At 67.2% G+C, this 23824-nt stretch carries 25 protein-coding genes; 12 read left to right on the top strand and 13 right to left on the bottom strand.

Annotation, left to right across the window (positions count from 1 at the left end; translation table 11 throughout):
- The first annotated feature begins 47 nt into the window (after positions 1 to 47).
- Positions 48 to 707, top strand: coding sequence for a hypothetical protein (locus ACFU4Z_RS04780; protein WP_379059773.1), 660 nt, complete (start codon positions 48 to 50; stop codon positions 705 to 707).
- Positions 704 to 1492, top strand: coding sequence for a site-2 protease family protein (locus tag ACFU4Z_RS04775; protein ID WP_379059772.1), 789 nt, complete (start codon positions 704 to 706; stop codon positions 1490 to 1492). The genes ACFU4Z_RS04780 and ACFU4Z_RS04775 overlap by 4 nt, the downstream gene beginning before the upstream one ends.
- Before the next feature lie 330 nt (positions 1493 to 1822).
- On the opposite strand, the gene ACFU4Z_RS04770 is transcribed toward ACFU4Z_RS04775, so the two are convergent.
- Together ACFU4Z_RS04770 and ACFU4Z_RS04765 are read right to left on the bottom strand one after the other, a co-directional pair.
- Complete coding sequence (locus tag ACFU4Z_RS04770) at positions 1823 to 2926, bottom strand: aromatic acid exporter family protein (RefSeq protein WP_379060344.1); 1104 nt, start codon at positions 2924 to 2926, stop codon at positions 1823 to 1825.
- Between the two features lie 52 nt (positions 2927 to 2978).
- On the bottom strand, positions 2979 to 3428 hold the full coding sequence (locus ACFU4Z_RS04765; RefSeq protein ID WP_379059771.1) for a DUF3151 domain-containing protein: 450 nt from the start codon (positions 3426 to 3428) through the stop codon (positions 2979 to 2981).
- A gap of 159 nt (positions 3429 to 3587) precedes the next feature.
- On the opposite strand from ACFU4Z_RS04765, the gene ACFU4Z_RS04760 reads away from it, so the two are divergent.
- Positions 3588 to 5873, top strand: a complete 2286-nt coding sequence (locus tag ACFU4Z_RS04760; protein ID WP_379059770.1) for a hypothetical protein — start codon at positions 3588 to 3590, stop codon at positions 5871 to 5873.
- Positions 5874 to 5951: 78 nt separating this feature from the next.
- On the top strand, positions 5952 to 7013 hold the full coding sequence (locus tag ACFU4Z_RS04755) for a fused (3R)-hydroxyacyl-ACP dehydratase subunits HadA/HadB (protein ID WP_379059769.1): 1062 nt from the start codon (positions 5952 to 5954) through the stop codon (positions 7011 to 7013).
- Between the two features lie 21 nt (positions 7014 to 7034).
- On the opposite strand, the gene ACFU4Z_RS04750 is transcribed toward ACFU4Z_RS04755, so the two are convergent.
- Entirely contained in the window at positions 7035 to 8495 is a 1461-nt protein-coding gene (locus ACFU4Z_RS04750) for a DUF4185 domain-containing protein (protein WP_379059767.1), read from the bottom strand.
- Between the two features lie 297 nt (positions 8496 to 8792).
- Here ACFU4Z_RS04750 and ACFU4Z_RS04745 point away from each other — a divergent pair, with 297 nt between their 5' ends.
- Positions 8793 to 9101 (top strand): excalibur calcium-binding domain-containing protein, encoded by a 309-nt coding sequence (locus ACFU4Z_RS04745; RefSeq protein WP_379059766.1) that lies wholly within the window; start codon positions 8793 to 8795, stop codon positions 9099 to 9101.
- A 162-nt stretch (positions 9102 to 9263) separates the two neighbouring features.
- Here the strand turns inward: ACFU4Z_RS04745 and ACFU4Z_RS04740 are convergent, their stop codons facing one another.
- Complete coding sequence (locus tag ACFU4Z_RS04740) at positions 9264 to 10211, bottom strand: zinc-binding alcohol dehydrogenase family protein (protein ID WP_379059764.1); 948 nt, start codon at positions 10209 to 10211, stop codon at positions 9264 to 9266.
- A gap of 88 nt (positions 10212 to 10299) precedes the next feature.
- On the opposite strand from ACFU4Z_RS04740, the gene ACFU4Z_RS04735 reads away from it, so the two are divergent.
- Positions 10300 to 10755, top strand: a complete 456-nt coding sequence (locus ACFU4Z_RS04735) for a MarR family winged helix-turn-helix transcriptional regulator (protein ID WP_379059762.1) — start codon at positions 10300 to 10302, stop codon at positions 10753 to 10755.
- Between the two features lie 148 nt (positions 10756 to 10903).
- Positions 10904 to 11239: an excalibur calcium-binding domain-containing protein gene (locus ACFU4Z_RS04730; protein ID WP_379059760.1), complete on the top strand. Its 336-nt coding sequence runs from the start codon at positions 10904 to 10906 to the stop codon at positions 11237 to 11239.
- On the opposite strand, the gene ACFU4Z_RS04725 is transcribed toward ACFU4Z_RS04730, so the two are convergent.
- Together ACFU4Z_RS04725 and fbaA are read right to left on the bottom strand one after the other, a co-directional pair.
- The gene (locus ACFU4Z_RS04725; RefSeq protein WP_379059758.1) at positions 11233 to 12351 is read right to left on the bottom strand and encodes a BTAD domain-containing putative transcriptional regulator; all 1119 of its coding nucleotides are present in this window, start codon (positions 12349 to 12351) and stop codon (positions 11233 to 11235) included. The genes ACFU4Z_RS04730 and ACFU4Z_RS04725 overlap by 7 nt on opposite strands.
- Positions 12352 to 12381: 30 nt before the next feature.
- Positions 12382 to 13416: a class II fructose-bisphosphate aldolase gene (gene fbaA, locus ACFU4Z_RS04720; RefSeq protein ID WP_328412481.1), complete on the bottom strand. Its 1035-nt coding sequence runs from the start codon at positions 13414 to 13416 to the stop codon at positions 12382 to 12384.
- Between the two features lie 458 nt (positions 13417 to 13874).
- On the opposite strand from fbaA, the gene ACFU4Z_RS04715 reads away from it, so the two are divergent.
- Both ACFU4Z_RS04715 and ACFU4Z_RS04710 read left to right on the top strand, forming a co-directional pair.
- Positions 13875 to 14525, top strand: a complete 651-nt coding sequence (locus ACFU4Z_RS04715; RefSeq protein ID WP_379060343.1) for a DedA family protein — start codon at positions 13875 to 13877, stop codon at positions 14523 to 14525.
- Between the two features lie 10 nt (positions 14526 to 14535).
- Complete coding sequence (locus ACFU4Z_RS04710) at positions 14536 to 15228, top strand: DedA family protein (protein ID WP_379059757.1); 693 nt, start codon at positions 14536 to 14538, stop codon at positions 15226 to 15228.
- 53 nt (positions 15229 to 15281) lie between these two features.
- Here the strand turns inward: ACFU4Z_RS04710 and ACFU4Z_RS04705 are convergent, their stop codons facing one another.
- From ACFU4Z_RS04705 to ACFU4Z_RS04695, 3 genes are all read right to left on the bottom strand, one after another.
- Entirely contained in the window at positions 15282 to 16370 is a 1089-nt protein-coding gene (locus tag ACFU4Z_RS04705) for a glycoside hydrolase family 76 protein (RefSeq protein WP_379060341.1), read from the bottom strand.
- A 132-nt stretch (positions 16371 to 16502) separates the two neighbouring features.
- The gene (locus ACFU4Z_RS04700) at positions 16503 to 17189 is read right to left on the bottom strand and encodes a TrmH family RNA methyltransferase (protein WP_379059756.1); all 687 of its coding nucleotides are present in this window, start codon (positions 17187 to 17189) and stop codon (positions 16503 to 16505) included.
- A gap of 59 nt (positions 17190 to 17248) precedes the next feature.
- Entirely contained in the window at positions 17249 to 17581 is a 333-nt protein-coding gene (locus ACFU4Z_RS04695; RefSeq protein WP_379059755.1) for a DUF4190 domain-containing protein, read from the bottom strand.
- A 90-nt stretch (positions 17582 to 17671) separates the two neighbouring features.
- Between ACFU4Z_RS04695 and ACFU4Z_RS04690 the strand changes: the two genes are divergently transcribed.
- The 3 genes from ACFU4Z_RS04690 to ACFU4Z_RS04680 all read left to right on the top strand — a co-directional run bounded on the left by ACFU4Z_RS04690 (position 17672) and on the right by ACFU4Z_RS04680 (position 20376).
- Positions 17672 to 19048, top strand: a complete 1377-nt coding sequence (locus ACFU4Z_RS04690) for a sensor histidine kinase (RefSeq protein WP_379059754.1) — start codon at positions 17672 to 17674, stop codon at positions 19046 to 19048.
- Entirely contained in the window at positions 19045 to 19713 is a 669-nt protein-coding gene (locus ACFU4Z_RS04685) for a LuxR C-terminal-related transcriptional regulator (protein WP_379059753.1), read from the top strand. The genes ACFU4Z_RS04690 and ACFU4Z_RS04685 overlap by 4 nt, the downstream gene beginning before the upstream one ends.
- A 216-nt stretch (positions 19714 to 19929) precedes the next feature.
- Positions 19930 to 20376 carry a hypothetical protein gene (locus ACFU4Z_RS04680; protein WP_379059752.1) on the top strand — a complete coding sequence of 149 codons (447 nt, stop codon included), beginning with the start codon at positions 19930 to 19932 and terminating at the stop codon, positions 20374 to 20376.
- 1 nt (position 20377) lies between these two features.
- Here ACFU4Z_RS04680 and ACFU4Z_RS04675 read toward each other — a convergent pair whose 3' ends face one another.
- From ACFU4Z_RS04675 to ACFU4Z_RS04660, 4 genes are all read right to left on the bottom strand, one after another.
- Positions 20378 to 21040 (bottom strand): lysoplasmalogenase, encoded by a 663-nt coding sequence (locus ACFU4Z_RS04675; protein WP_379059751.1) that lies wholly within the window; start codon positions 21038 to 21040, stop codon positions 20378 to 20380.
- 82 nt (positions 21041 to 21122) lie between these two features.
- Positions 21123 to 22187: a beta-ketoacyl-ACP synthase 3 gene (locus ACFU4Z_RS04670; RefSeq protein WP_379059750.1), complete on the bottom strand. Its 1065-nt coding sequence runs from the start codon at positions 22185 to 22187 to the stop codon at positions 21123 to 21125.
- Between the two features lie 149 nt (positions 22188 to 22336).
- On the bottom strand, positions 22337 to 22915 hold the full coding sequence (gene pyrE / locus ACFU4Z_RS04665; protein WP_379059749.1) for an orotate phosphoribosyltransferase: 579 nt from the start codon (positions 22913 to 22915) through the stop codon (positions 22337 to 22339).
- Positions 22916 to 22994: 79 nt separating this feature from the next.
- Positions 22995 to 23807, bottom strand: coding sequence for an SDR family NAD(P)-dependent oxidoreductase (locus tag ACFU4Z_RS04660; RefSeq protein WP_379059748.1), 813 nt, complete (start codon positions 23805 to 23807; stop codon positions 22995 to 22997).
- Between the last annotated feature and the right edge of the window lie 17 nt (positions 23808 to 23824).

Genomic DNA, 23824 nt, shown 5'->3' with positions numbered 1-23824 from the left:
CGTGGAAACCGACGGTCGTCGGCTGGACCAGGAGGGTGTATCGCAGTTTGAGTACCCACGTTCTCCGTTGCGACGGCGCACCGGTACCCATCGCTCTCTCGTCGCTACCGAACTCCCAGACCTCTGCCATTCCGGATACCGGCCAGATCGATGAGCTGCTGCCCGTGCTCGCCGCCGACAGCCTGCCCCGGCTGATCGTGCTCGGCGCCGATGCCGCGCTCGCTGTGGTGCTGACGCACTTGATGCGAACCGAACGGTTGCATGTGGAGATCGGTTACGTGCCGGTCGACAAGACATACGGCTCCCGCGCCTATCAGACCGGCGCAGGCAATGCCGCGGCCAAACGGGCGCTGGAGGGCAGGGCCAAGGAAACGCCGCTGATCCGCGACGACACCGGCACCGTGCTGGTCGGCCGTGCGACGATCACCGGCCCCGGCGGCGACAAGCTGGAGGGCGAGGCCTACGTGGATGACACCTTGCTGTTCTCCGGCAAAGTGACGGCCATGCACATTTCGCCGACGCTGGAGATGCCCGGCGTTCGCGCTTCGGTCCGGAAGGGCATACGCAAGCGCCGCTGGGTGGCGGGCCGGGCCGCGCAGCTCGGCACCCCCGGCGCTGTGGTGACCCGTGACGGCATCCCCAACGACCGCGTCCTACCGCGCTCGACGTTCTATCGGCATCACGAACCCTGGCTGTTGGTCCGATGAGCCGTTCGTTCCCCAAGAACCGGCGCTCCGGTCTCGGCGCGGTGCGGCCGAGCCCTATCTTCCTGCTCGTCGTCGCGATCACCGTGGCAGGCGGCGTCTTGGCGTGGGGCGCCGAGCTCGATTCGACGCGGGCGAAGTTCGGCGTGTTCGTGTTGGTGCTGTTCGGCTGGATCATCACGGTCTGCCTGCACGAGTTCGCACACGCCTTCACCGCGTGGCGCGCGGGCGACAACGAGGTCGAGCTGCGCGGCTACCTCACGCTGAATCCACTCAAATACAGCCACCCGCTGCTGTCGATCGTGCTGCCGATGGTGTTCATCGCGCTCGGCGGCATCGGCCTGCCCGGCGGCGCGGTCTACGTGCGACTATCCGACTTCAGCCCGCGCACCCAGCGTCTCATCAGCGGCGCGGGGCCTGCGACGAACGCGTTCTGCGCGGTCGTGCTGCTGGTGATCGTGCGCCTGCTCGGCAGCGCGCAGAACCATCCCGCCTTCTGGTACGGGCTCAGCTTCCTGGCGTTCCTGCAAGTCACCGCAGCGCTTTTGAACATCCTGCCGATCCCGGGGACCGACGGCTACGGGATTCTCGAGCCGTCGCTGAGCTATCAGACCCGGCGTTCGCTCGACCAGTTCAAGCCGTTCGGCATGCTGATCCTGTTCGCGCTGCTGTTCACGCCCGCCATCAACAGGCTGTTCTTCGACGCGGTCTATGCCTTGTACGAATTGTCCGGCGTCCCGTCCGACTGGTCGCGCTTCGGCAATTTCCTGACCCGCTTCTGGACCTGACTCCCAGGCTGAGCACGCGGCCCGATCGATCGATGCGGTCGATCGCGCAGGTCGCCCGGTCCGAATGTCAGGACCGGGCGACCGATCTCCGCCGACCGCGTCGCGCCCGACCAGGCCGGCCACCACGCCATATGGCCGGTTGAGCGTGCACAGTCGTGCGAAGTGGTGCACCGCAACACCCCTCGCACTGCGGTTACCACTACAAGCTATGACCGGCAGCGCGCGAGAACACGAGTAGCGGACTACTCCAAGATCAGCCTTCGGATGCCGGAGGGTGGTGTGACACGCTCGCAGATCGATCGAGTGTCCGAAATCCGCTGAGTAGTCCGGTCATTCCGCCGGCGGCACGTGCGGATGCGGCACGGTCGGCGGCAGCAGCGCCATGGCGGAAATGCGCTGGATGCCGCACACCTGCATGAGGTCGACCAACATCGAACGCACCTGAGCGAACACCACGTGTGCCGAAAGTCCCGCGCCCACAACGAGTTCCGGCTGCGCGCTCTTAGCGACCGAACGCAGCGCCCGCGCCGCCTCGGCCTGGTCGGGCTGATCGCCCGGGTCGGCGAGCATCATCCGGCGCACCACGTCGACGGCCTGCGCGAGCCGCTCGACCACGTCGATCAGCCGCGGGTCGAGGATTTCGTCGTCCTGCACCAGCGTGAGCGAACGGCGCAGCAGCACCCTGGTGTTGCGGATCGCGTTGTCCAGCGGGTCGGCGGTGGCACGGATGCGTTCGAGTCGCGTGCGCGAATTCCAGTACAGCGGCGAGATCCTGCTGATCTCCCTGCCGCCCTCCAGAGTTGAGCGCAAACCATCGATCTGCGGCTGCGTCGCGCGGGACGCGTCCAGTCCCGCGCGGATCTTGTCCGGGTCCTGCTCGAGCAGGCCGTCGGCGCATTCGGTGAGCGATTTGCCCATCACCGCAAGAACTTCCGCGGCCTGCTCGCGGGCCCTGCGCACCGGATGCAAGGGAATCGATGCGACGACGACCACTCCCACCAGCCCGCCGACCAACGCGTCGATCATGCGCGAGAAACCACCGCCCGCCGAAGGCGGCAGCAACGTCGCGACCAGCACAGCGGAGCTGGCGGCCTGCATAGAGATGATCGAGCCACCGTCGAGGAACACCGTTGCCGCCATCGCGACGGCCACCACCAGAGCGATCTGCCATACCCCGGTGCCCGCGCGGGTGATGAACAGATCGCCGATGCCGATGCCGACCGCGACGCCGACCACCAGCTCCACCGACCGGCGCAGCCGGGCGCCGAAGGAGATGCCGATCGACACCACGGCCGCGGTCGGTGCGAAGAACGGTATTTTGTGGCCGATGAGGTGGTGCGCGATATACCAGGCAAGCGCGGCGCCGACGGCACACTGGAGGATCGGCAGTGCGGATAACCGCAACCGCCGCCAAGAGCTGCGCAACCGGTCCATACTGCTCGTCCGCGCAACGTCCACGCGGGAGTTCAGGTCGAACAACTACGGCTCAGTCGAGACCGAGCTCAGACGCGGCACGCGGGTCGCAGTCCTCGAGCAGATCCAAGCAGCGGGCGTATTCCTCGGTCTCGCCGATCGCACGCGCCGCCTTGGCCAGCGCGCCGACGCACCGTAGGAAACCCTGGTTGGGTTCGTGGCTCCACGGCACCGGCCCGAAACCCTTCCACCCGTTGCGGCGCAACAGGTCGAGGCCACGGTGGTAGCCGGTGCGGGCGAAGGCGTACGCGGCGACGATGTCGTGATTGACCGCCGCCGCGGCGTCGTCGCTGCCGCCCCGAGCCAGCGCGGCCTCCGCGAGGTAGGCCCAGGCGATCGAGGCCGCGGGATGGGCGGCCGCGACCAGTACGGGGTCGACCTTGTCGAGCAAGGCCTCCTCCGCTTCGGAGTTTTCGGGTAGGAGTACCGGTTGCGGTCCGAGCAGGTCACCGAACGAGGTCATGCCGATCATTGTGCACCCGGTGGGGCGAACTGCGGCGACAGGGGAATCACCAGCGACGGGCAGAAGCCGTAACCGGACCGGTAAAGACGAACTACCTCCGGCTGCGCCCATTAGGCTGGCCGTCGAGTTCAACAGTTCCGCGTGAGCGAGGGGTGTCAGTTGTCCGACCCGAACGACAAGAAGAACCCGGCGCAAGGTAGCGCCGGCGCCGCCGAACAGGCCGCGGACGACGCGCGCCCGGACGCGCCCGCGGAACGGACATCCGCCTCGGATACCGCGCAGAGCGGCACAGCCGCGCCGACCCAGCCCCTTGCCACCGCGGCTGCCGAGAAGCAGTCGGGGACCGCGGCTCGTACGGATGCCTCCGGTACGCCCGCCAAGTCCGGCAAGTCCGAAGGATCCGATGATCTGAAGGACACCGACACCACGACATCGGCCGCCGCGGCTACATCTGCGCGGCCCGTTGGGTCACCGGCCGCACCAACCCCCGCGACGCCATCTGCGCCAACCGCCGGAACGCAGTCCGCACCAACCGCCGCGACACCGTCCGTGCCGCCCGCTGCGACACCAGCCGCACCAACCCCCGCGACACCGTCCGCACCAACCGCCGGAACGCAGTCCGCACCAACCGCCGCGACACCGTCCGCACCTGCGTCTGCAACGTCCAGTCGGCCTGATGCTCCGACTCCGAGCGGGCCCGGCAAGCCTGCCGACACGACTCCGGAAACCACACCCATCCGGTCTGCGTCCAGCAAGCCTGCTGACACCAACCCGAAACCCGAGCCGGAAACGACACCGATCAGGCCGGGCGAATCGGCGTCGGGCCAGGCCGCGGGCAAATCGGCGTCGGGCCAGGCCGCGGGCAAATCGGCGTCGGGCAAGACCGCAGACGAATCCACTTCCGGCAAAGCCGCGAGCGAATCCGCTTCGAACACTGCGTCTTCCGGTGCAGCGGCGGGCGCAGCGGCGTCGGGTGCACCCGACGCGGAGACGGTTCCCGGCCGCCCGATCCCATCCGTGTCCGGAGGCGCGAACGCCGCAGAGTCCGCCAAAGCCGACGGCCCCGGCGCGAAGTCCGCCTCCGAGGCCGGCGGCGGTGGCGGCGCTAGCGGCGGTGGTGACGACCGAACCACCGTTATCCGAGGCGACAGCTCGGCGAGCCGGACGCCGGACGCCCCCGCCGCTGGCCCGGATGCGGAAACCGCGGTGATCAGGCGTGACGCCCCGGCGAAGGCCGATACCGAGACAACCGAGGACGCGCAACGCGCGGCCGCTGCGGCAGAACTGGCCGATTCCAGCGCGGCAACCGTGGTGATGCGCAGGTCGACCCCGGCAGACAAGCCCGCCGGCGGCGACGCGCCCTCCGACGCACCCGCGGATATCGCGGCCGCCGATGCCAAGACCGTCTCCTTGCCGACGGCGACCCCGGCTGCCGACAAATCGGCGACCGGCAAACCGCAGGACGCCGGTCCCCGCGAGCAGCCGAATATCGCGGACGCCGACGCGCAGACCGTCGCGATGCGGATCGTCCCCAACCCGGCCGACGACGCCAAGACCACGGCGATACCGATCCAGAAGCGCGCCGACAACGACGCGACCCGGCGGATGCAGTCTCCCGCTGCCGGTACGAAACCCGGCACCGACCGCGTCACTTCGCCATCCGGTCGTCCGGCCCCGATCACCAGGCCGCCGAGCACCCCCCGGCCCGCGTCCGGCCCGAAGCAGCCCGCAGCGCAGGGTTCTTCGGCACCGCCGCAGAACGCACCCGGCACACCGCCGACCGAGCAGACCCAGGCGTCGCCACCGCGTCCGACGGCAACACCTCGACAGGTCAACTCGGCGCCGTCACCGGCGGATATGCAGGTAACCCGACCGGCGCAGTCGCTGTCGGGTCCGCCCGCGGCCCCGCGCCCGCCGCAGCCGCGCCAGATCGCCCCGCCGCAGCGCATCCCACCCGCTCAGCCACAGCAGGCTCAGGCTGCCGCCGAACCACCGGCTCGACGCTCGAAGCGCTGGCCCACCCCGGTGCTCGCCGCGGCGGCGCTCGTCGTCGTGGCGATCATCACATTGGCAGTGGTGCTCATCAACAATTCCCGCAACAACACCCCCGAGGCCAAGGTCCGCAGCGCCATCACCGATTACACCCAGGCCTTGAAGACCGGTGACCTGGCAACGCTGCGCGACACCACATGCGGTCCGCTGCAGGATTTCTACAAGAACATCCCGACCGATCAATTCGCGGGTGTGCACCAATTGTCGTTGGAGCGCAAGAACATTCCGGTGGTGGACAGCGTCGACGCGATCCGGATCACCGACAACACCGCGATCGCGCAGGCCACCGTCTACACCGAGGCGGATCCCGCCAAGCGATCGGCGCGAACCTTCGATCTGGAACACACCGACGACGGCTGGAAGGTCTGCGATCCACCGACCGCGACGCCATAGCAGCAGTCACATCAGGCGGTGCCGGACGTCACATTGACCTGGTCATGGGACCGGTTCGCCAGTAGCATGGCCCGGATCATGGGCACGGAACAGACAATCGCACACCCGGAATCGGATGTTGTGGCGCAGACACCGACGCTGGCTGGACGACGATTCCGCAGCCGCGACCATTACGTAGTAGGCCGGGAGAAGGTCCGCGAGTTCGCGCGCGCGGTCCAGGCTCAGCACGGCGCGCACCTGCGCGAGCCGGATGCGCGCAAGCTGGGCTACGACGGCATCATCGCGCCGCCGACCTTCTCCTCGGTCATCGGCATCACCGCGACACGAGCACTGCTCGATTCGGTGCTCACCGAATACGACCTCTCTCAGATCTTGCAGACCGACCAGGTCTTCGAGATCGTGCGGCCGATCCTCGCGGGCGACCGGCTCACCACCGAGGTCGTGATCGAATCGATCCGGCAGTTCGGTGACAACGATTTCATCCTGGTCGGCTTCGCGCTGACCGACCAGCACGGTGCGGTCGTGCAGACCGGATCGACCACGATCGTCGCGCGCCGCGGCGTAGAGGTCGACGCGAATATCGCCGAGACGGTGGAGAGCATCGTGATGCACGCCGTCCCGTCGACCACCGCCGTGACAGCCAAGGGCTCACTCATCTCCCTCGACACCGATGAGGTCGAGCCTGCGCGGCTGTCGCCGCCGAGCGCGCTCGTGCACAGCCTGCCCGACTTCGACCAACTGTCGGTCGGCGATCAGCTCCCGGCCGGTACCGCCGAGGTGACTCGTGGCGACCTGGCCAACTATGCGGGCGTCTCGGGTGATCCCAACCCGATCCACTTCAGCGAGCAGGCCGCGACGCTGGCCGGGCTGCCGACCGTGGTGGCGCACGGGATGCTCACCATGGGCCTTGCCTCCGGCTACCTGACCTCGTGGGTCGGCGATCCGGCCGCGATCGAGAAGTTCAGCGTGCGGTTCTCCGGGTTCGTTCCGGTGACGAGCGATGCGCCGAGCACGATCGAATTCACCGGCAAGATCAAGTCCTTGAATCCGGCGCGGCGGACCGCGACGGTCATGATGGCGGGCACCTCGGAGGGGCGCAAGCTCTTCGGGCGCGCCATTGCCGAGATCCGATTCGCCTGAGACGCAAGACTTTCGCGCGAATCAGTCCACCGTGACGTGTATCAGGTACACGTTGTAGTCGCTCCAGGTCGAAACATTGAGGTACAGGTCCGAACCTGAGGACCATGGGTGGATGAAGCCGCCGTAGAGCTCCGGGTAGTGCGTCACCCGCACCGTCGGCGCGCCATCGGACCACACGCCCTGCGGTGAATCCGATTCGCGGACGACAACGGCCGCCTTCGCCGTGTCGAGATAGCTCATCTGCCAGATGTTTCGCGCCGCGTCGAAGCGGACCGACAACTCACCGGCCGGCGCATCGACAATCGGAGTGGCGGAGGCGAATCCGCCGACCGGCGTCCACTGTCCGTCACGCCAGTACTGGTACGCGGTGGTGTTGAGGATCTGATCCTTCGGCACCCTGGCCAGGCCGACGGCGCCGAGGCGAGTGTTGGGCGTCCCGAACACATAGACGTGGTCGCCGTGCGGAACCATCGCACTGACCTGGAAGTTCGCGAGGCCGAAGATGTTGTCCCAACGCGCGTACGGGTCCTTGGTCCAGGTTTCGCCGTGATCGTCGGAATAGGCGATGCCGCCGTAGTTGGTGAAGAAGGTGCCCGGGATGCTGTTCCAGGTGCGAATCGCCATGTAGCTCAGGTACTGCCGGTCACCGATGGCGAACCCGGAGGTCGGAATCGTGGTGACCTCGACATTATCGAGCTTGCGACTGGACAGCACTTCGGCTGCGTGGCAACGATCGTCGGTCACCATCCGGTCGTAGGTCATGCCGTCGGAGAGATCCCGATCGGTGCTGAAGGCCAGCACATTGCTGCGCCAGTCCATGCCCATCCCGCCGGGCGGGTGGAAGCCGCGCCCGACCGTGTCGCCGAAGGCGGTCGCGATCTCCCCCGGCGCGCTCTCCCACATGATGCCGAGGTCGGTCCCGTCCACCTGCCACCGCTTGTCGGTGCGGTTGACCGAGTTCGCACCGGTCTGCTTGGCCACCTCGCGCACCGCACCGACTCGCGGCGCACGCCGCTGCGGTGCTTGCGCGGCGGGTTCGGTCGGCGGATCGAACCGAGCGGGCCGCGGCTGCACCGGCCCCGGTTCCGGTCCTGGTCTGGGAACAGCGAAGTAGAAAGGCTTGAGGCTCAACAGAACTTCCGGAATCCCGAGCCGGCCTGCCAGACCGGGCGGCGGCACCGGCCCGTCGGTGAGATCGGGACACGGATTGGTGCACGGATCGGCCGGCAGTTCCATCACGACCCGCGTGGGCGCGGGCGCGGGCAGCTGCGGCGGAAGCACAGCGACCACCGGATACGGAATCGGCACCTCGATCGTCTTCGGAACCAACGGCTCATGGGTGGCCACCGGATCACTCACGCACGGCCCAACTCCCACCACCACACTCGCCTCGGGCGCCGCCACAGCAGCCCGCTCAGCGCACACCAACACCCCCGCCCCCACAACGACAGCACCGAGTACAGCCACCAGTCGCCCAGCCATAGCCACCCCTCGATATCCCTCGGAGTACCCGCCACCAGCGAACGACCATACCGGGTACACCCGATTAGACAGTCGCGACTTTCCGATTCCGGCGAACCAATCCCATGAAATTAAAAGGATGATTCTCATTAATTTTGCCGAACTGGGCCGCGCATCCTGCTAGCGTCCACGCCACGACGACTCCTGTCGGGGAGAGTGGCCGGCCACCGGGGTCAAAATTGCCTCCGGAGGGGAATTTTCGAACCGAATGCGGAGGGCCCGCGCCTTCCGCTTTGCGAAATCAGGGGACTCGCCACTATGAAAACTTCAGCACTGCTCCGACCGTTCCTCGGCACGGCGGCAACATGCCTGCTCGCTTCCGCCGCTATCGCACTCGGAACACCCGCTGCCGCAGCCGATCCCATAACCGACCTGCTGTGCAACTCGGGCTCCACGCAATTCTGTCCGCCCGCCCGGCCGAACAACCCGCCGCCACGCTCGGAACCGACGCTTTACTACAAGAACTGCGACGAAGTACGCCGGGCCGGAAGAGCACCGCTGTACCGCGGGCAGCCCGGCTACGCGTCGCACCTCGACCGCGACAACGACGGAATCGCCTGCGAATAACCAGGTCCGACGAGGCGGCGCCAGAGGACCGGAAGCTCGCCACCGGCCATCGGCGGCGACATCATCGTGCGCGAGGCCTGGGCGCAGCTGGGCGAACACAGCGCAGTGACCGATCCAGCGCAGCACGCGACGGTGAGTCCCGGCCGGATCGGCGACCGGGACTCACCCGACGTGGACGATGCTCTTGCCTCGGGTCGCTCCGCCCGCCAGGTGGGCGATCGCGGTCTCGACGTCGGCGAGGGCGTATTCGGCGGTGATGTCGATACGCACCGACCCGTCGGCGACCAGGGTCATAGCGCGGGCGGCGCTGTCGGCCAACCGCTTCGGGTTGATCTGGCTGGCCAGGTTGCTGTTGTAGGTCAGTAGCGACTGGCCCTGGATCAGCAGGTCGTTGGCCGACACCGTGACCGGTTCGAAGGTGGCGATGTTGCCGTAAACCACGATCCGGCCGTGCGGCGCCAGCCGCGCCAGATTCGCGACCCGGGTAGCGCCGCCGATCGGATCGAGGATCGCATCGAACTTCTCCTCGCCCACCGCATCGGGGAACTCCTCCCGCACGAGCACCTCGTGGTAGCCGAACTGGCGCGCGTAATCGACCTGTCCGGCATTGCCGACCACCCCGACGATCCGCTCCGCACCCGCGGCCGCGGCGAACTGCCCGGCCAGCGAGCCGACACCACCGGCGGCGGCGTGGATCAGGACACTGTCCCCAGCCTGCACCCCGGCAACCGAGTTGATCAGGTCGTAGGCGGTCGGCGCGACCCACCCGAACCCCGCGGCATCGCGCAGGCCGATGCCGGCGGCGTTGATCGCCAGCACGGCCGGCGCGATCACCACCTCGGCGTAAGCGCCCCCGCCGACCAGCGCGATCACCTGCTCACCGATCCGCGTCTCGTCCACGCCGTCGCCGACCGCGACGATCCCACCGGCCGCCTCGAAGCCCGGCACGAACGGGCGCGGGATCGGGAAATGCCCCGCACGGACCAGCACGTCACCGTACTGCACCCCCGCGTAGCCGACCCGGATCGCGACCTCGCCCGGCCCGGGCACGGGCTCGGCCACCTCGGAGATGCGGAATTGGTCGTCGGCGCCCAGAATAATAGCCTTCATCACATTCAACCTTCTGTGTCAACTCAGTATCCTGATACTCAGAACTAAAGCATTATCAGGTAACTGAGTCAACTTAGGGAGTTGTTACATGGTGGACGTGCCGGTCGGGGAATACGTGTGCACCCGGATCCGTCGCGCCGAGCAGGCGCTGATGGCCCACCACGAAGCGGTGTTGCGCGGTTACGGGCTGACGATGACCCAGTACACGGTGCTACTGACCCTGTCCCGAGAGGACAACATGTCCGGCGCCCAGCTGGCCCGCGCGTGCGGAGTCACCCAGCAGAGCATGGCCACCGTGTTGACCGGGATGCAGAACAAGGGAGTCATCGATCGCACACCGTCTCCCCTGCATGCGAAAGTCATGATCGCCAGTCTCACCCCGGCTGGTCGCGACGTACTCGATCACGCCTACCGGGAAGTCATCGTGCTCGAACGCGCTCTGACCGACCGATTCACCTCCGACGAGCACAAGCTGCTCTGCGAATTCCTCGACCGCGCCACCGCCGCGCTCATCGAGCAGACACCCACAGCCCATACCAACTGACAATCCCACCCCGCCACGGACCCGTGGGGAAATCCGGTGTCCGCCGGCGGGTGAGACTCCTGGCCCCATCCGCGCAGACCTACCTGGCCGCTGACACCCCGACCGAATCATCAGGCGCGTACCCAGGGTTCGGCGCAGGATGGAGGGCGTGAACATCTCACCGATCCACCGCCATTTGCTGGCCGCATTCGGCGCCGCCTGTCTGCTGGCGGGCGGGTCGGCGCTCATGCCGACCGCCGCTGCCGACGCACCGCAGGCGTCCGCCATATCCGGGCCGGATGACTCACTTCCGATACCGAGTTATCGGCCGGGGCCGAAGGGGAACAATGTGCCGCCGCCGAAAGAACCTGCGGCGGAGGAGCCCCGGTTTTACGCGAACTGCGATCAGGCGCGGGCCGAGGGCAGGCTGCCGTTGTATCGGGGGATGCCTGGGTACGCGCCGTATCTCGACCCGGATGGCGACGGAGTCGCCTGCGACTACTGAACGGCCTGGAAGACCAGGATGGTGGTGCCGATTCGGATGATGTCGGTGTCGGCCAGCAGTGCGCCGGTCTCGATCGGCTCATCGTTGACGAAGACGCCGTTGGCCGAATGCAGGTCCTTGATCAGCAGGCCGGCCCGGCTCGGCATGATGTGCGCGTGGTAGCGGCTGGCCTTGGGGTCCTCCAGCACCAGGTCATTGTCGGTCATCCGGCCGATCCGCAAACCGCCGTGACCGATCGCGAGCACCCGGCCGTCGGCCATCCGCAGCTGGCCGCTGCGCACCGCGCGCGGCATCTCGGTGACCGTCTCGGTCATCGCCGCGGCCATTCGCTCCGTGCGCTTGAGTTCGACCGTACTGAGCGGTTCCTGACGCAACACCCGCTGCTCCAGCTCGACCAGCATCGGGCCGGGATCAATGCCGAGCTCCTCGGCGAGCACCGCGCGCACCCGGCGGCAGGCGTCGAGCGCGTCGGCCTGCCGACCGGACAGGTACAGCGCGGTGATCAACTGGCCCCACAGCGGCTCCCGCAACGGATGCTCGGTCGTCATGGCGACCAGCTCGCCGATTACCGAAGAAGCGCGTCCACAGGCGATTTCGGCATCGACACGCGCCGCGGCTGCCTGTAACCGCTCCTCGTCCATCGCGGTGGCGAAACCGTCGGCGAACTGCAGCCCGGCCAGATCGGCCAGCGCGCGACCACTCCACTCCCGCAGCGCGGTGCCGAACAACTGCGCGGCGCCGGTGTGATCGCCGACCTCCGCACAGCGCGTACCCGCATCCCGGGCCGCCTCGAAACGGCCGAGATCGCAAGCGTCCTCGGCGATTTCGAGGCGATAGCCCGATGATTCGGTGCGCAGCACCATGGCCGGATCCACACCCGAATTACGCAGCGCCTTACGGATATTCGAGACGAATACCTGCAGGCTCGCGGCGTAGGAATCGGGCGGATCCTCGTTCCACACCATGTCGGCCAGCGCGGCGGAGGCCACCGCGCGCCGCCGATTCACGGTGAGCGCGGCAAGCAGCGCCCGCGGCTTGGGCCCGCCGACTGCCACCGGCTCACCACCGACGAGCAGCCGAACGGGCCCGAGCACACGCACATCAAGACTCATGAGCTGGGAGCCCCCGGGGGGTTGAGCGGGTCAGGCGCTGATCGACCGTCCCGCGGACTTCAGATCATTGCACGCCTCGAGAACCCTTGCCGCCATGGCGGACTCGGCCTTCTTCAGGTAGCTGCGCGGGTCGTAGACCTTCTTGTTGCCGACCTCGCCATCGATCTTGAGCACACCGTCGTAGTTGGCGAACATGTGACCGGCGACCGGACGGGTGAAGGCGTACTGGGTGTCGGTATCGACGTTCATCTTGACGACGCCGTACCGCAGCGAGTCGTCGATCTCCGACTTCAGCGAGCCCGATCCGCCGTGGAAGACGAAGTCGAAGGGCTGCGCGTCGGCGGCGAGACCGAGCTTGGCGGCGGCCACCCGCTGGCCCTCGGCCAGCACCTCGGGCTTGAGCACCACGTTGCCCGGCTTGTAGACACCATGCACATTGCCGAAGGTCGCGGCGAGCAGGTACTTGCCGTTCTCGCCCGCGCCGAGCGCGTCGATGGTCTTCTGGAAGTCCTCGGGCGAGGTGTAGAGCTTGTCGTTGATCTCGGCCTCGACACCGTCTTCTTCGCCGCCGACGACGCCGATCTCCGCCTCGAGGATGATGTTCGCCTGGGCGCACGCCTTGAGCAGCTCCTTGGCGATCTCCAGGTTCTCGTCGATCGGGATCGCCGAACCGTCCCACATGTGCGACTGGAACAGCGGGTTCTGCCCCGCGTTCACCCGCTCCTGGGAGATGGCGATCAGCGGGCGCACGAAGGTGTCCAGCTTGTCCTTGGGGCAGTGGTCGGTGTGCAGCGCGATGGTCACGTCGTAGCGCGCGGCGATCACGTGCGCGAACTCGGCCAGCGCGACCGCGCCGACGACCATGTCCTTGACGCCCTGACCGGAGGCGAATTCCGCACCACCGGTGGAGAACTGGATGATGCCGTCACTACCCGCGTCGGCGAAGCCCTTGATGGCCGCGTTGACGGTCTCGGAAGAGGTGCAGTTGATGGCGGGAAAGGCAAAGGAGTTCGCTTTGGCCCGACCGAGCATCTCGGCGTAGACCTCCGGAGTCGCGATGGGCACTGTGAAGACCTCCGTGTTGTGCGGCAATAGACAATTCTGTCAGGCCACAGAGTAGGCCAGCGACGTTTCGCGGTGTTTCACGGGCAAGACAATGCGTCCCGACGGCCTGTTCCCGGCCCACAACCACAGATCGAGTTTTACGAGCGGCCGTTCGCGGCCCGTCTCGCGGCCGAATGACCGAAGTGCGTGCGCCGCAGTAACGAATCTCGGCTGGTGGGCCGCGAAACCAAGGGGGTCGCGAACCCGCAGCGCCGCAGGCGCCGCAGATTCGATACAGCTTTCTCAGTTGAACCCGGTACTGTGGGCCGCGTAATTGCGCTGGCAGCTACCGACGCGGTGACACAACCCGCGTGACGATTAGCAAGTTGGCCAGCCGTACTCGGACAGGAGGCCGCGTGATTCTGCTCGCAGCGACAGAATCGGTAAGCAATGTTGCGCTGACCCAGCTGTTGGATCCGATGCATCTGCTCACCGAGACGTGGCTGAAGAACGCGGTTCTTCCAGCAATTCTGGTCATCGTCTTCATCGAGACCGGGCTGCTGTTCCCGATCCTGCCCGGCGATTCGCTGCTGTTCACCGGTGGCTTGCTCGCCGCGCAGCCGAACCCGCCGGTGTCGATCTGGGTGCTGGTGCCCGCCGTCGCGATCACCGCGTTCGCGGGTGATCAGTGCGCCTACTGGATCGGCAGGGCGATCGGTCCCGCGCTGTTCCACAAGGAAGACAGCCGGTTCTTCAAGAAGCACTACGTCACACAGACGCATGAATTCTTCGAGAAGCACGGGCCGAAGACGATCATCCTCGCGCGGTTCGTGCCGATCGTGCGCACTTTCATGCCGGTGCTGGCGGGCGTTTCCAAGATGGACTACCGCAAGTACGTCGCCTTCGACATCGTCGGCGCCATCCTGTGGGGCGGCGGCGTGACGGTGCTCGGCTACTTCCTCGGCAATGTCACCGTCATCAAAGACCACGTCGAGGCGATCTTCCTGCTCATCGTGCTGATCTCGGTGCTGCCCGGCATCTTCGCGGTGGCGAAGCGACTGCTGAACAAGGACGAGGCGCCCCGGCCCGATGCCGAGTTGGCTGCCTCGGCGAACGAGCCGACCCACTGAGCCGGTGTTCATGGCGTCGTTGCCCCTAGCAGTGGGCAATTTCGATCCACTGACCTCGGCGGGCCCCGCGCTCGTCTGGACGGTGGTGCTGATCTTCGTATTCATCGAGTGCGCGGTGATCATCGGACTGTTCCTGCCCGGCGACTCGATGCTGATCACCGCGGGCATCGTGATGGCGGGGCATGCCTCCGGCGAGACCCAGGTGTGGGCGCTCTCGGTAGGCACCATGCTCGCCGCCATCGCCGGCAACCAGGTGGGTTATGTCATCGGGCATCGCACCGGCCACCATTTGGTCGCGCGGAAAAACGGCAGGTACATCAACACCCGCAACCTGCAACGGGTCACCGAGCTGTTGCAGAAGCACGGGTTCCTCGCGGTGCTGATCGCCCGCTGGATTCCGTGGGTCCGCACGCTGTGCCCGATGGTCGCGGGCGCGGCCGGGATGAACCACCGCAAATACACCGTGGCCAGCACGATCGGCGCGATCATCTGGGCGCCGGTGCTGCTGCTCATCGGCTACTACGCGGGTAGTTTCCTGGAGCGGGTGCCGTGGTTGATGCCCGGCGTCATCGGCACGCTCGTGGTCGGGTTGATCATCGGGACGGTGCTCGGTATCCGGCATTACCGGCAGGAGATGCGCAAGCCCGCCGAGGACTTCGATCTCGAATCCGCTCCCGCGTGCATGCTCGAGTCCGAGCGCTGAGCCCCGGATCGAAGCAGCCCCGCGCTCGGCCGAGCGTAGGGCGAGGCGGGCGTCTAGAGCCCGGCGGCGCTGACCTGGTAGGCGGCCTCCATCAGCAACCATCCCGATAGCTGCACCGACATATCGCGCTCGGGGACCCGCGACGAGGTCACCGAACCCCCCGCGGTGAAATGCCCGGCACCGGATCTGCCCCCGGGCAACTGGGCCGGTTTGCTCCAGTCGTGACCGAACAACGGCTCCCCCTCGACATCGAGCCGGTTCGCCCAGGCCGCGGCGGCCGAGGCCCGCACGATCGCGGCCGCGTCACGGCGAGCGGCGACCTGCTCGCGATCGTCACCGGGCAGCATCACCGCGACCACCGCGAGATAACGGGCCAAAATCCCGTTGAACAGCCCGCCGTCACCGCCACCGCCACCATTGATCACACCGCGGGTGGTCATGTGCTCCTCGACCGCGCTGAGCAGCCGGCGCACGCGTTCGGCGTGCCTCGGCTCGCCGGTATGCATCGCGAGCTCGGTCTCCAGACCGAGCACCACGCCCTGGCAATAGCTGAACACCGGACGTTCGATTTCGCCTGAGGGCAAATGGATTCCGTCGAGGATCAGGCCGGTCTCCGGATCGCGCAGCATCTCGTCGAGCCAGTCCGCCATCTCCTGGGCACGCGCGTGCCTGCCGAGGCGGGCCAGCGCGATACCCGCGGGGCCGTTGGCCGGTGCGTTGAAGTAATCCGATCTCTTGCGCCACGGGATGCCGCCGCCGCGGGCCGGATCCCACGCGCCGTACAGCTCCTTCTCCAGCGCCACGAGCGCGCCGCGCGCCTCGGTGATGCCCTGGGTGCGCTCGGCGCGTTCCAGCGCGATGGCGAGCCAGGCCATGTCGTCGTAATAGTTATTGGTCCAGCCCGTGATATTTCGGATGCGGTGGGAGCGCGTGATCGCACTGATACGTTGACGGCGCGCCGGGGTCGGCACCCGGTTGGCCGCGTCCGTCGCGCAGTCGATCAGATGCGCCTGCCACCAGTAGTGCCAGGTGACGAAGGTGCGTTCGCGCTTGGTCGCAGGCCAGCCGACCACGCCCAATTCCGTTCCGGGACAAGCCCACAGTGCGCGCAAGTGCCGGGAGACGATCGCGGACTCCGCCATGTCGGCGCGCTCCGACCACACCGCGGGCGTCGGTGCCGCTCTGTCCCCACCCGTGCCCTGCCCGGTACGCGGGCTCCGCGATGTCATAGCTCAATGGTGCCAGTTGGACGCCGGATTTTACGCCTATTTTCGTTACCAAGCTGAGGCCAAATCGGCATGTTGACAGATCCACGCATGCATGGCGATTCCCGCCGCGACGCCGGCATTGATACTGCGGGTCGAACCGAACTGCGCGATCGAGACCGTCATGACCGCCGCGTCCTTCGCATGCTGGGTGACGCCGGGGCCTTCCTGCCCGAAAAGCAGCAGGCAGCGGCGCGGCAGCACCGCGGTTTCCAGCGGCACCGAGCCAGGCGTGTTATCCACCGCGACCACCGTGAGGTCCGCGCTCGCGGCGTAGGCGAGCAACTCGGCCACATCGGTGTGATGCTCGATGTGCTGGTAGCGGTCGGTGACCATGGCGCCGCGGCGATTCCACCGTCGCCTGCCGACGATGTGCACGGCGGCCGCGGCGAAGGCGTTCGCGGTGCGCACCACGGTGCCGATATTCGCGTCGTGCCCGAAGTTTTCGATGGCCACGTGGAAAGGGTGCCTGCGCCGATCGATATCGGCGATGATGGCCTCGCGCGTCCAATAGCGGTAGGCGTCGACCACATTGCGGCGGTCGCCGCCCGCGAGCAGCTCCTTGTCGAAGCGCGGATCCTCCGGCGGCGGTTCGGCGTGCTCATCGGCCCACGGGCCGAGGCCGTGCGGATGCTCGCCCCACTCGGTGGGTCCTGGCGGCTGCTGCTCCGAGGTGCCCGGCACTGGGTCATTCACTCGGATGATGCTAATTCCGGTCGCGACACCGCCGTCACACGAGGCGGATGCGCGCCGGCTCAATAGCTCGAACTGGAGTCGAGCGCGCCGGTGATGCCGAGAATCACGAAGAACACCACGAACAGCACGCCGACGATGATCATCACCGAGCTGATGATGCCGCACACGTAGCCGACCATGACATTGCTGCGCCCGCCGATCGTGCCGCCCGCCGCGTCGATCTCGTTGAGCGCTTTCTTGCCCATCACCCACGCGACCGGTCCGAGCACCTGGCAGAAAGCCAGACCGAGAACTCCGAGGATCAAGATGACGGTGGCCTGCGGATGGTCCTGCGGCGGGCCGTAGCCATAAGGTGAATAGCCGTACTGCGGCGGCGGTGGCGGGTAGCTCATGCGTGGATGGTAGTGGGTGTAGCTGGCTACACCACATGTTCGGCGGACAGCTCCATCGAATCCCACGGCCGCGACGACAACCATGGAGCCATGACCGAGACAGACACCGATCCGACCCTCGTGCTGGACGTGCCGACCGGGCCGCCCGGCCGATCCGCCGCCCAGGAAGTGCTTCGCGCGGTGCTACGGGCGCCGATCGAGGCGCGGACCTGGAAGGAATTCGCCTACGTCTTCACGGTTTTCGTGCTCGGCTGCGTCGCCATCGCCTATGTGTTCTTCGGCGTCCTCGGCGGGCTGCTCGCCTCGATGTTCATCATCGGGTTGTGGGTGCTCGCACTGGTCTTCCTGGGTGGGCGGACCTGGGGCCGGGTCTATCGCGCACTATGCAAGGACCTGCTCGGCACACCGGTCGTCGCACCGCCGCGCTTCGCACCGCAGCCGGGGCCGTTCGGATTCTTGAAGAGCGCGTTCACCGATCGGGCCTGCTGGCGGGCCATCCTCTTCCTCTTCGCCCAAGCCGTGCTCGGCGTCGTCGTCGGCTATTTCGTGCTCATCGCGATAGCGGTGGTGGTGTTCACGGCGATCTCGCCGATTCCGTGGGTGCTGTTCCACCCGACGAATGTCGACGACAACGGCGTCGAGCATCATTCGCTCGCGCAGTTCGGTTCTTTCTATATCGACACCTGGCCCAAGGCGCTGCTGTTCTCGGCGGTCGGCATCCTCGGTTGCTTCGCTTTGCCATGGCTGTTGCGTGGCACCTGCCTGCTGCACCGAGCGCTCACCGTCACATTGCTCGCCGCGACGGCGCGCGATACCCAGGTCGCCGAACTGCAGGCGAGCCGGAAGGCCGCGGTCGAGAACGCGGCGGACACGCTGCGCCGGGTGGAGCGGGACCTGCACGACGGCACCCAGGCACGCTTGGTCACCATCGCCATGGCGCTCGGGCGGGCCGAGGAGCGGCTGGCCATGGGCGGCGACCCCGCCGATCTGATCGCCGACGCGCACGCCAGTTCCAAAGAGGCGTTGACCGAACTACGTGAGCTCGTGCGCGGAATCCATCCGCCCGCACTGGAACTCGGGCTGGCGCCTGCCCTGGAAACCCTGGCGGCCCGCTGCGCGGTTCCGGTGGAGCTGCGGGTTCATCTGCCACAACGGCCGCACCCCGCCATCGAGGCGATCGCCTACTTCTCCGTCGCCGAACTGCTCACCAATGTGGTCAAACATGCTCATGCCGACCGCGTCTGGGTATCGGTGGTGCCGACCGACATTCGAACCATCGCGGTCACTGTGCGCGACAACGGCATCGGCGGCGTGCTGCCGCCCGCGGCGGGCGAACACACCGTGGGCAGCGGACTCGCGGGCCTGGCGGCGCGAGCGCGCGCCGTCGACGGCACCCTCACCGTCCAGAGCCCGACGAACGGACCTACCGTGGTCACCATCCTGCTACCGAAAGCCGGGCCGCAATGACCATGCCACCGTCCAGCACGCCCTTGCGCATCGTGATCGCCGAAGACAGCGCGATCCTGCGTGACGGACTCGCGAGCCTGCTCACCGAGCGCGGCCACGAAGTGGTCGCCATGGTCGGTGACGCGAGCACGCTGAGCGACGTGGTCGGCACGCACAACCCCGATGTCGCCGTGGTGGACGTGCGCATGCCGCCGTCCTTCACCGACGAGGGCCTGCTCGCCGCGATCGAGCTGCGCAGGAAGTACCCCATGACAGGGGTGCTGGTTTTCTCCCAGTGGATCGAAACCCGCTACGCCACAGAACTTCTCGCGGGCGGCGCGAGCGGTGTCGGCTATCTGCTCAAGGATCGGGTCGCCGACGTGCGCGACTTCATCGACGCGTTGAACCGGGTCGCCACCGGTGGCACCGCCCTCGACCCCGAGGTGGTGAGTCAGTTGATGGGCGCATCCAGGCAGCAGGATTCTCTGGCCAGGCTCACGCCACGGGAACGGGAGGTCCTCGAATTGATGGCGCAGGGCCTGTCGAATAATGCGATCGCCGGGGCGCTGACGGTGACCGAGCGCGCCGTGGAAAAGCACATCGGCAATATCTTCACCAAACTCGATCTGCCGCCGTCGGATACTCATCATCGCCGTGTGCTCGCGGTATTGCGCTTGAAAGGCTGATCGCCCAGAAGGGCCCCGGTGGCTCGGCAGCACCCGCCGAACGAATCCGGATCGGGTCCGCCCTGGTCGGACAGCAGATCAGGGACCGACGAGGGCGAACCGCCATCGGGGTGTCAACACTCCCTCGCTGATCCGGCGAGTCTCGTCAAGGCGCGTTCACAGCCGAGCGTGGCGTCCTATCCTGGAGGGGGCAGAACAGTCTGGGTGGAGGCTGGTATGGACCACGCGCGCATCTTCCGCACGGTGCTCGGGGTAACCGCCGGGTACCTGATTCTGCTCGGGCTGTGGCTGGGCTGGTTGTTGCCACACACCCCGCCCGGCACCGAGCCCTATCAGATCATCGCGCTCGTCGGCGTGTTCGGATCGTGCGTCGGCATCGGGATGATGCTGGCCGTGCGGCCGTCGCGGGCGGATCGGCGGCTGTGGCGGCACGGCCTGGAGGGCTGGGCGACGATCGAGGGGGCGCATCCGCTGCGCCCCACCGATCACCACACCGAACTCACCGAATTCGATCTGGAACTCACCGTGCCCGGGTCCGAAAGTTACCGGGGGACCATTGTTTTCGACGTGACACCGGCCGATAAGCCGCGGCTCACGGTCGGCGAGACCATCTCGATCCGAGTCGATCCACAGAACCGGGACCGCATCATTCTGGTCCTCTGACTCATTCCGATACCGCGACAGCTACTTTCGCGTGCGCCCTCGGGTCAGCGAGCAGGTATTGCGCGGCGGCGTAGGTGGACAGAATGACGCCCTCGGTGACGCGACGAGATCGCTCGCCGCGCGCGAAGAGACGGCGCAGCACAATCAACCCGTCGGAAACGGTGAACAGCAATGCACCGACACCGAGCCGACTGCGCGGGTCGGCACCGGGGACATTCACTCCGGCGACGGTTTTCGTATACGGCGCCACATCGGGATCGGAGGCGAGCACGGCCGCGGTCCCCAAGGTCGCGCCATAGGCCGTCAGCGGCGCGGCGACACCGGGCGCCTTCGCCCGCAGCAGCGCGCCCGCACCGAGCCAGGCAATAAGACGCGGCACGGCCACCGCGGCGTGCGGTCGCCCACCGCGCCGCCACCACAGTGCCGAATACCCGGTCTGCATCACCGCGAACGACGAAGCGCCCGCGATCAGGCGACGATCATTGTCCGGATCGATCAGCAGGACGTCCCCGACCGTCGCGGCGCCCAGCGACCCGAGCAACAGGGCCCGGTCGGTGGGGTCCAGCTCCGCACCGTCGAGTGCGACATCCGCGGCGAGCAGCGGCATCAGCAACGGTTTGGCGAGCCATTGGAGCTTCTCGCGCCCGGTGACAGCCCCGTACACGGTGACCGCGGCCGCGACGAGGAAGCCGGCCCGGAACGGCCGCCTAAGCCGCGACGTGCCCGGCGACGGTAGCTCGCCCCGATCAGACACTGAAGCTCGGCTCGGCCGGAGCGGGCGGCAGAGTGACTACCTGGCCCGCATAGCTCAGGCCCGCACCGAAGCCGAGCAGCAGGGCCGTCTGGCCGCCCTTGGCCTTGCCGGTCACCAGCATCTCTTCCATCGCGAGCGGAATCGACGCGGCGGAGGTGTTCCCGGTGTTCTCGATATCGTTGGCCACCGGGATGTCGTCGGCGAGCCCGAGGTTCTTCTTCATCAGATCGTTGATGCGGGCGTTGGCCTGGTGCGGGATGAACACCTCGATGTCCTCCTTGGCGACACCGGATATCTCCAGCGCGGCGGACAGCGCACGCGGCAAAGTGACCGCCGCCCAACGGAATACCCGCGGGCCCTCCATCCGCAGCGACATCCGGCCGACCGGCTCGACCGCCGGGTCGGTGCCCTGCAATGCCTGCGCCCGCTCCATGTACTCGAGGAAATCGACGTCCTGCGCGATCGCGGCCGCGTTCTCGCCGTCGCTGCCCCACACCGTCGGGGAGATGCCGTTCTCCTCGCTCGGACCGACCACCACCGCGCCCGCCCCGTCACCGAAGATCATCGCGGTGCCGCGGTCGGTCGGATCGAGTCCGACGGTCATCGTCTCGGCCCCGATCAGCAGCACGTAGTCGGCCGAACCAGCGCGGATCAGGTCGGCGGCGACACCGAGGCCGTAGCCGAAACCACCGCACCCGGAGGTCAGGTCGAAGGCCGCGATCCCGTTCATCCCCAGGTCGTTGGCGACCTTCGGGGCGCCGTGCGGGGTCAGCGTCAGCCAGCTGGAGGTGGCGAAGATCAACGCGCCGATCTTCGAACGATCGATACCGCTGTTGACGATCGCGCGCTCGCCCGCCGCGGCCGCGATCGACTGGAGGGTCTCGTCACCACTGATCCAGCGGCGATTGTGGACGCCGGTGCGCTCGTAGATCCACTCGGGGGTGGAGTCGAGGACCTCGCACACCTCTTCGTTGCTGACGACGCGTTGGGGGCGATAAGCACCGATACCGAGCATCGCGACGTTCTCACGACTCTTGTTGACTGCAATGCTCACCACAGGTAACCCACACGACCCTTCACTGTCTCCGACCGCCTCGCTGCGCTCGGCGTATACGTTCCGTATATCGGGTCGCGGCGTTGCCTCGTTATCGGTCGCTCGTCGCTCCCAGCTGAAGTCCGAACCCGACCCGGGCCCGCAAACGCAGCTTAACCGAGGGCAAGATCCTTCAGTCCAAGGATAGACCGGTACTCCAGCCCCTCGGCGGCGATGATCTGATCGGCCCCGGTTTCGCGGTCGACGACCGTCGCGACCCCGACCACCGTGGCACCGGCGTCGCGCAGCGCACGCACGGCGGTGAGCGGCGAGTTTCCGGTAGTGGTCGTGTCTTCGACGACCAGAACCCGCTTGCCGACGATATCCGGGCCCTCGATCTGGCGCTGCATGCCGTGCGTCTTGGCGGCCTTGCGCACGACGAAGGCGTTGATCGGACGCCCCGGCGCATGCATCACGGCCAGCGCGACCGGGTCGGCGCCCATGGTCAGTCCACCGACGGATTCGAAGTCCCAATCGGCCACCAGCTCGCGCAGCAGCTTGCCGATCAGCGGTCCCGCGCTGTGGTGCAGGGTGGCGCGGCGCAGGTCGACGTAGTAATCGGCCTCCTTGCCCGAAGACAAGGTCACGCGGCCGTGCACGACCGCCAGCTCGCGCACCAGCGCGGCCAATCTGTCTCGGTCGGACCCGGCGTCCTTGGTAACCGCGTCATTGCTTGTTGCCTGGTCGATCATGTCGATGTTCCTTTCTGGCATGGGCGGGGCCCTCCGTGGTTACGCATGCGCTGCCGCCTCCGGGCCCGACCACCCATGCCTAAGTCCGTCCGCGTGCGTTGAACAGGCCGCGATTCATTCGGGCCGCCAGGGTTCGCGGGATCAGTCCGGCGACGGTGGTGAGTGCTTTGTACTGCACGCCGGGCACGCTGAGCACCCGGTCCTTCTCCAGATCACGCAGCGAACCGGCGACCACCTGATCGACACTCAGCCACAACGGTTTCGGCAGCGAAGACATCTCGATGCCTGCTCGCTCATGGAATTCGGTGCGCACGAAGCCCGGGCACAAGGCCTGGATCCGCACGCCGGTTCCGGCCAGTCCACCCGCCAACCCTTCAGTGAAGGATACGACGTAGGCCTTGGACGCCGAATACGTCGAGCCGCGTCCAGGGATCAGACCGGCGACGCTGGCTACGTTGACGATCGACCCCTTCGCCGCGGCGATCATCGACGGTAGCGCGGCCCTGGTGAGCCGCAGCACCGCGGTGACGTTGACATCCAACTGCGCCTGTAGCTGCTCCGGCGCCAACGTCCAGAACTCGCCGGAATGCGCGAATCCGGCATTGTTGACCAGGAATTCGATGCCGTCGGCCACTCGCGCCGCGACCCGCTCGCGGTCGGCGGCGTCGGCCAGGTCGGCGGCGAGCACCTCCGAACGGGTGGCGAACTTCCGTTCCAGTTCCGCCGCGAGCCCGGCGAGGCGCTGCTCATCGAGGGCGACGAGCACGAGGTCGTAGCCGAGTGAGGCAAGTCGCACGGCGTACCCGTGCCCGATACCGGAGGTCGGTCCGGTGATCAACGCGACAGGACGGGTCGCGCCGGGCAGGCGCGCGGGAACAGGACTATCGGTCATGTCTGCGCAATCTGTGA

The sequence above is a fragment of the Nocardia sp. NPDC057440 genome (assembly GCF_042802915.1).
Classification (GTDB): Bacteria; Actinomycetota; Actinomycetes; order Mycobacteriales; family Mycobacteriaceae; genus Nocardia.
This window is presented reverse-complemented; position numbering and strand designations above follow the sequence as displayed.

Coding starts and splice junctions, on each gene's coding strand:
- pyrE (WP_379059749.1), bottom strand. CDS start 22,915: ATGATCGACCAGGCAACAAGCAATGACGCGGTTACCAAGGACGCCGGG.
- ACFU4Z_RS04725 (WP_379059758.1), bottom strand. CDS start 12,351: ATGAGTCTTGATGTGCGTGTGCTCGGGCCCGTTCGGCTGCTCGTCGGT.
- ACFU4Z_RS04660 (WP_379059748.1), bottom strand. CDS start 23,807: ATGACCGATAGTCCTGTTCCCGCGCGCCTGCCCGGCGCGACCCGTCCT.
- ACFU4Z_RS04715 (WP_379060343.1), top strand. CDS start 13,875: ATGCATCTGCTCACCGAGACGTGGCTGAAGAACGCGGTTCTTCCAGCA.
- ACFU4Z_RS04690 (WP_379059754.1), top strand. CDS start 17,672: ATGACCGAGACAGACACCGATCCGACCCTCGTGCTGGACGTGCCGACC.
- ACFU4Z_RS04770 (WP_379060344.1), bottom strand. CDS start 2,926: ATGGACCGGTTGCGCAGCTCTTGGCGGCGGTTGCGGTTATCCGCACTG.
- ACFU4Z_RS04745 (WP_379059766.1), top strand. CDS start 8,793: ATGAAAACTTCAGCACTGCTCCGACCGTTCCTCGGCACGGCGGCAACA.
- ACFU4Z_RS04750 (WP_379059767.1), bottom strand. CDS start 8,495: ATGGCTGGGCGACTGGTGGCTGTACTCGGTGCTGTCGTTGTGGGGGCG.
- ACFU4Z_RS04740 (WP_379059764.1), bottom strand. CDS start 10,211: ATGAAGGCTATTATTCTGGGCGCCGACGACCAATTCCGCATCTCCGAG.
- ACFU4Z_RS04775 (WP_379059772.1), top strand. CDS start 704: ATGAGCCGTTCGTTCCCCAAGAACCGGCGCTCCGGTCTCGGCGCGGTG.
- ACFU4Z_RS04685 (WP_379059753.1), top strand. CDS start 19,045: ATGACCATGCCACCGTCCAGCACGCCCTTGCGCATCGTGATCGCCGAA.
- ACFU4Z_RS04765 (WP_379059771.1), bottom strand. CDS start 3,428: ATGACCTCGTTCGGTGACCTGCTCGGACCGCAACCGGTACTCCTACCC.
- ACFU4Z_RS04735 (WP_379059762.1), top strand. CDS start 10,300: ATGGTGGACGTGCCGGTCGGGGAATACGTGTGCACCCGGATCCGTCGC.
- ACFU4Z_RS04680 (WP_379059752.1), top strand. CDS start 19,930: ATGGACCACGCGCGCATCTTCCGCACGGTGCTCGGGGTAACCGCCGGG.
- ACFU4Z_RS04755 (WP_379059769.1), top strand. CDS start 5,952: ATGGGCACGGAACAGACAATCGCACACCCGGAATCGGATGTTGTGGCG.
- ACFU4Z_RS04710 (WP_379059757.1), top strand. CDS start 14,536: ATGGCGTCGTTGCCCCTAGCAGTGGGCAATTTCGATCCACTGACCTCG.
- ACFU4Z_RS04695 (WP_379059755.1), bottom strand. CDS start 17,581: ATGAGCTACCCGCCACCGCCGCCGCAGTACGGCTATTCACCTTATGGC.
- ACFU4Z_RS04705 (WP_379060341.1), bottom strand. CDS start 16,370: ATGGCGGAGTCCGCGATCGTCTCCCGGCACTTGCGCGCACTGTGGGCT.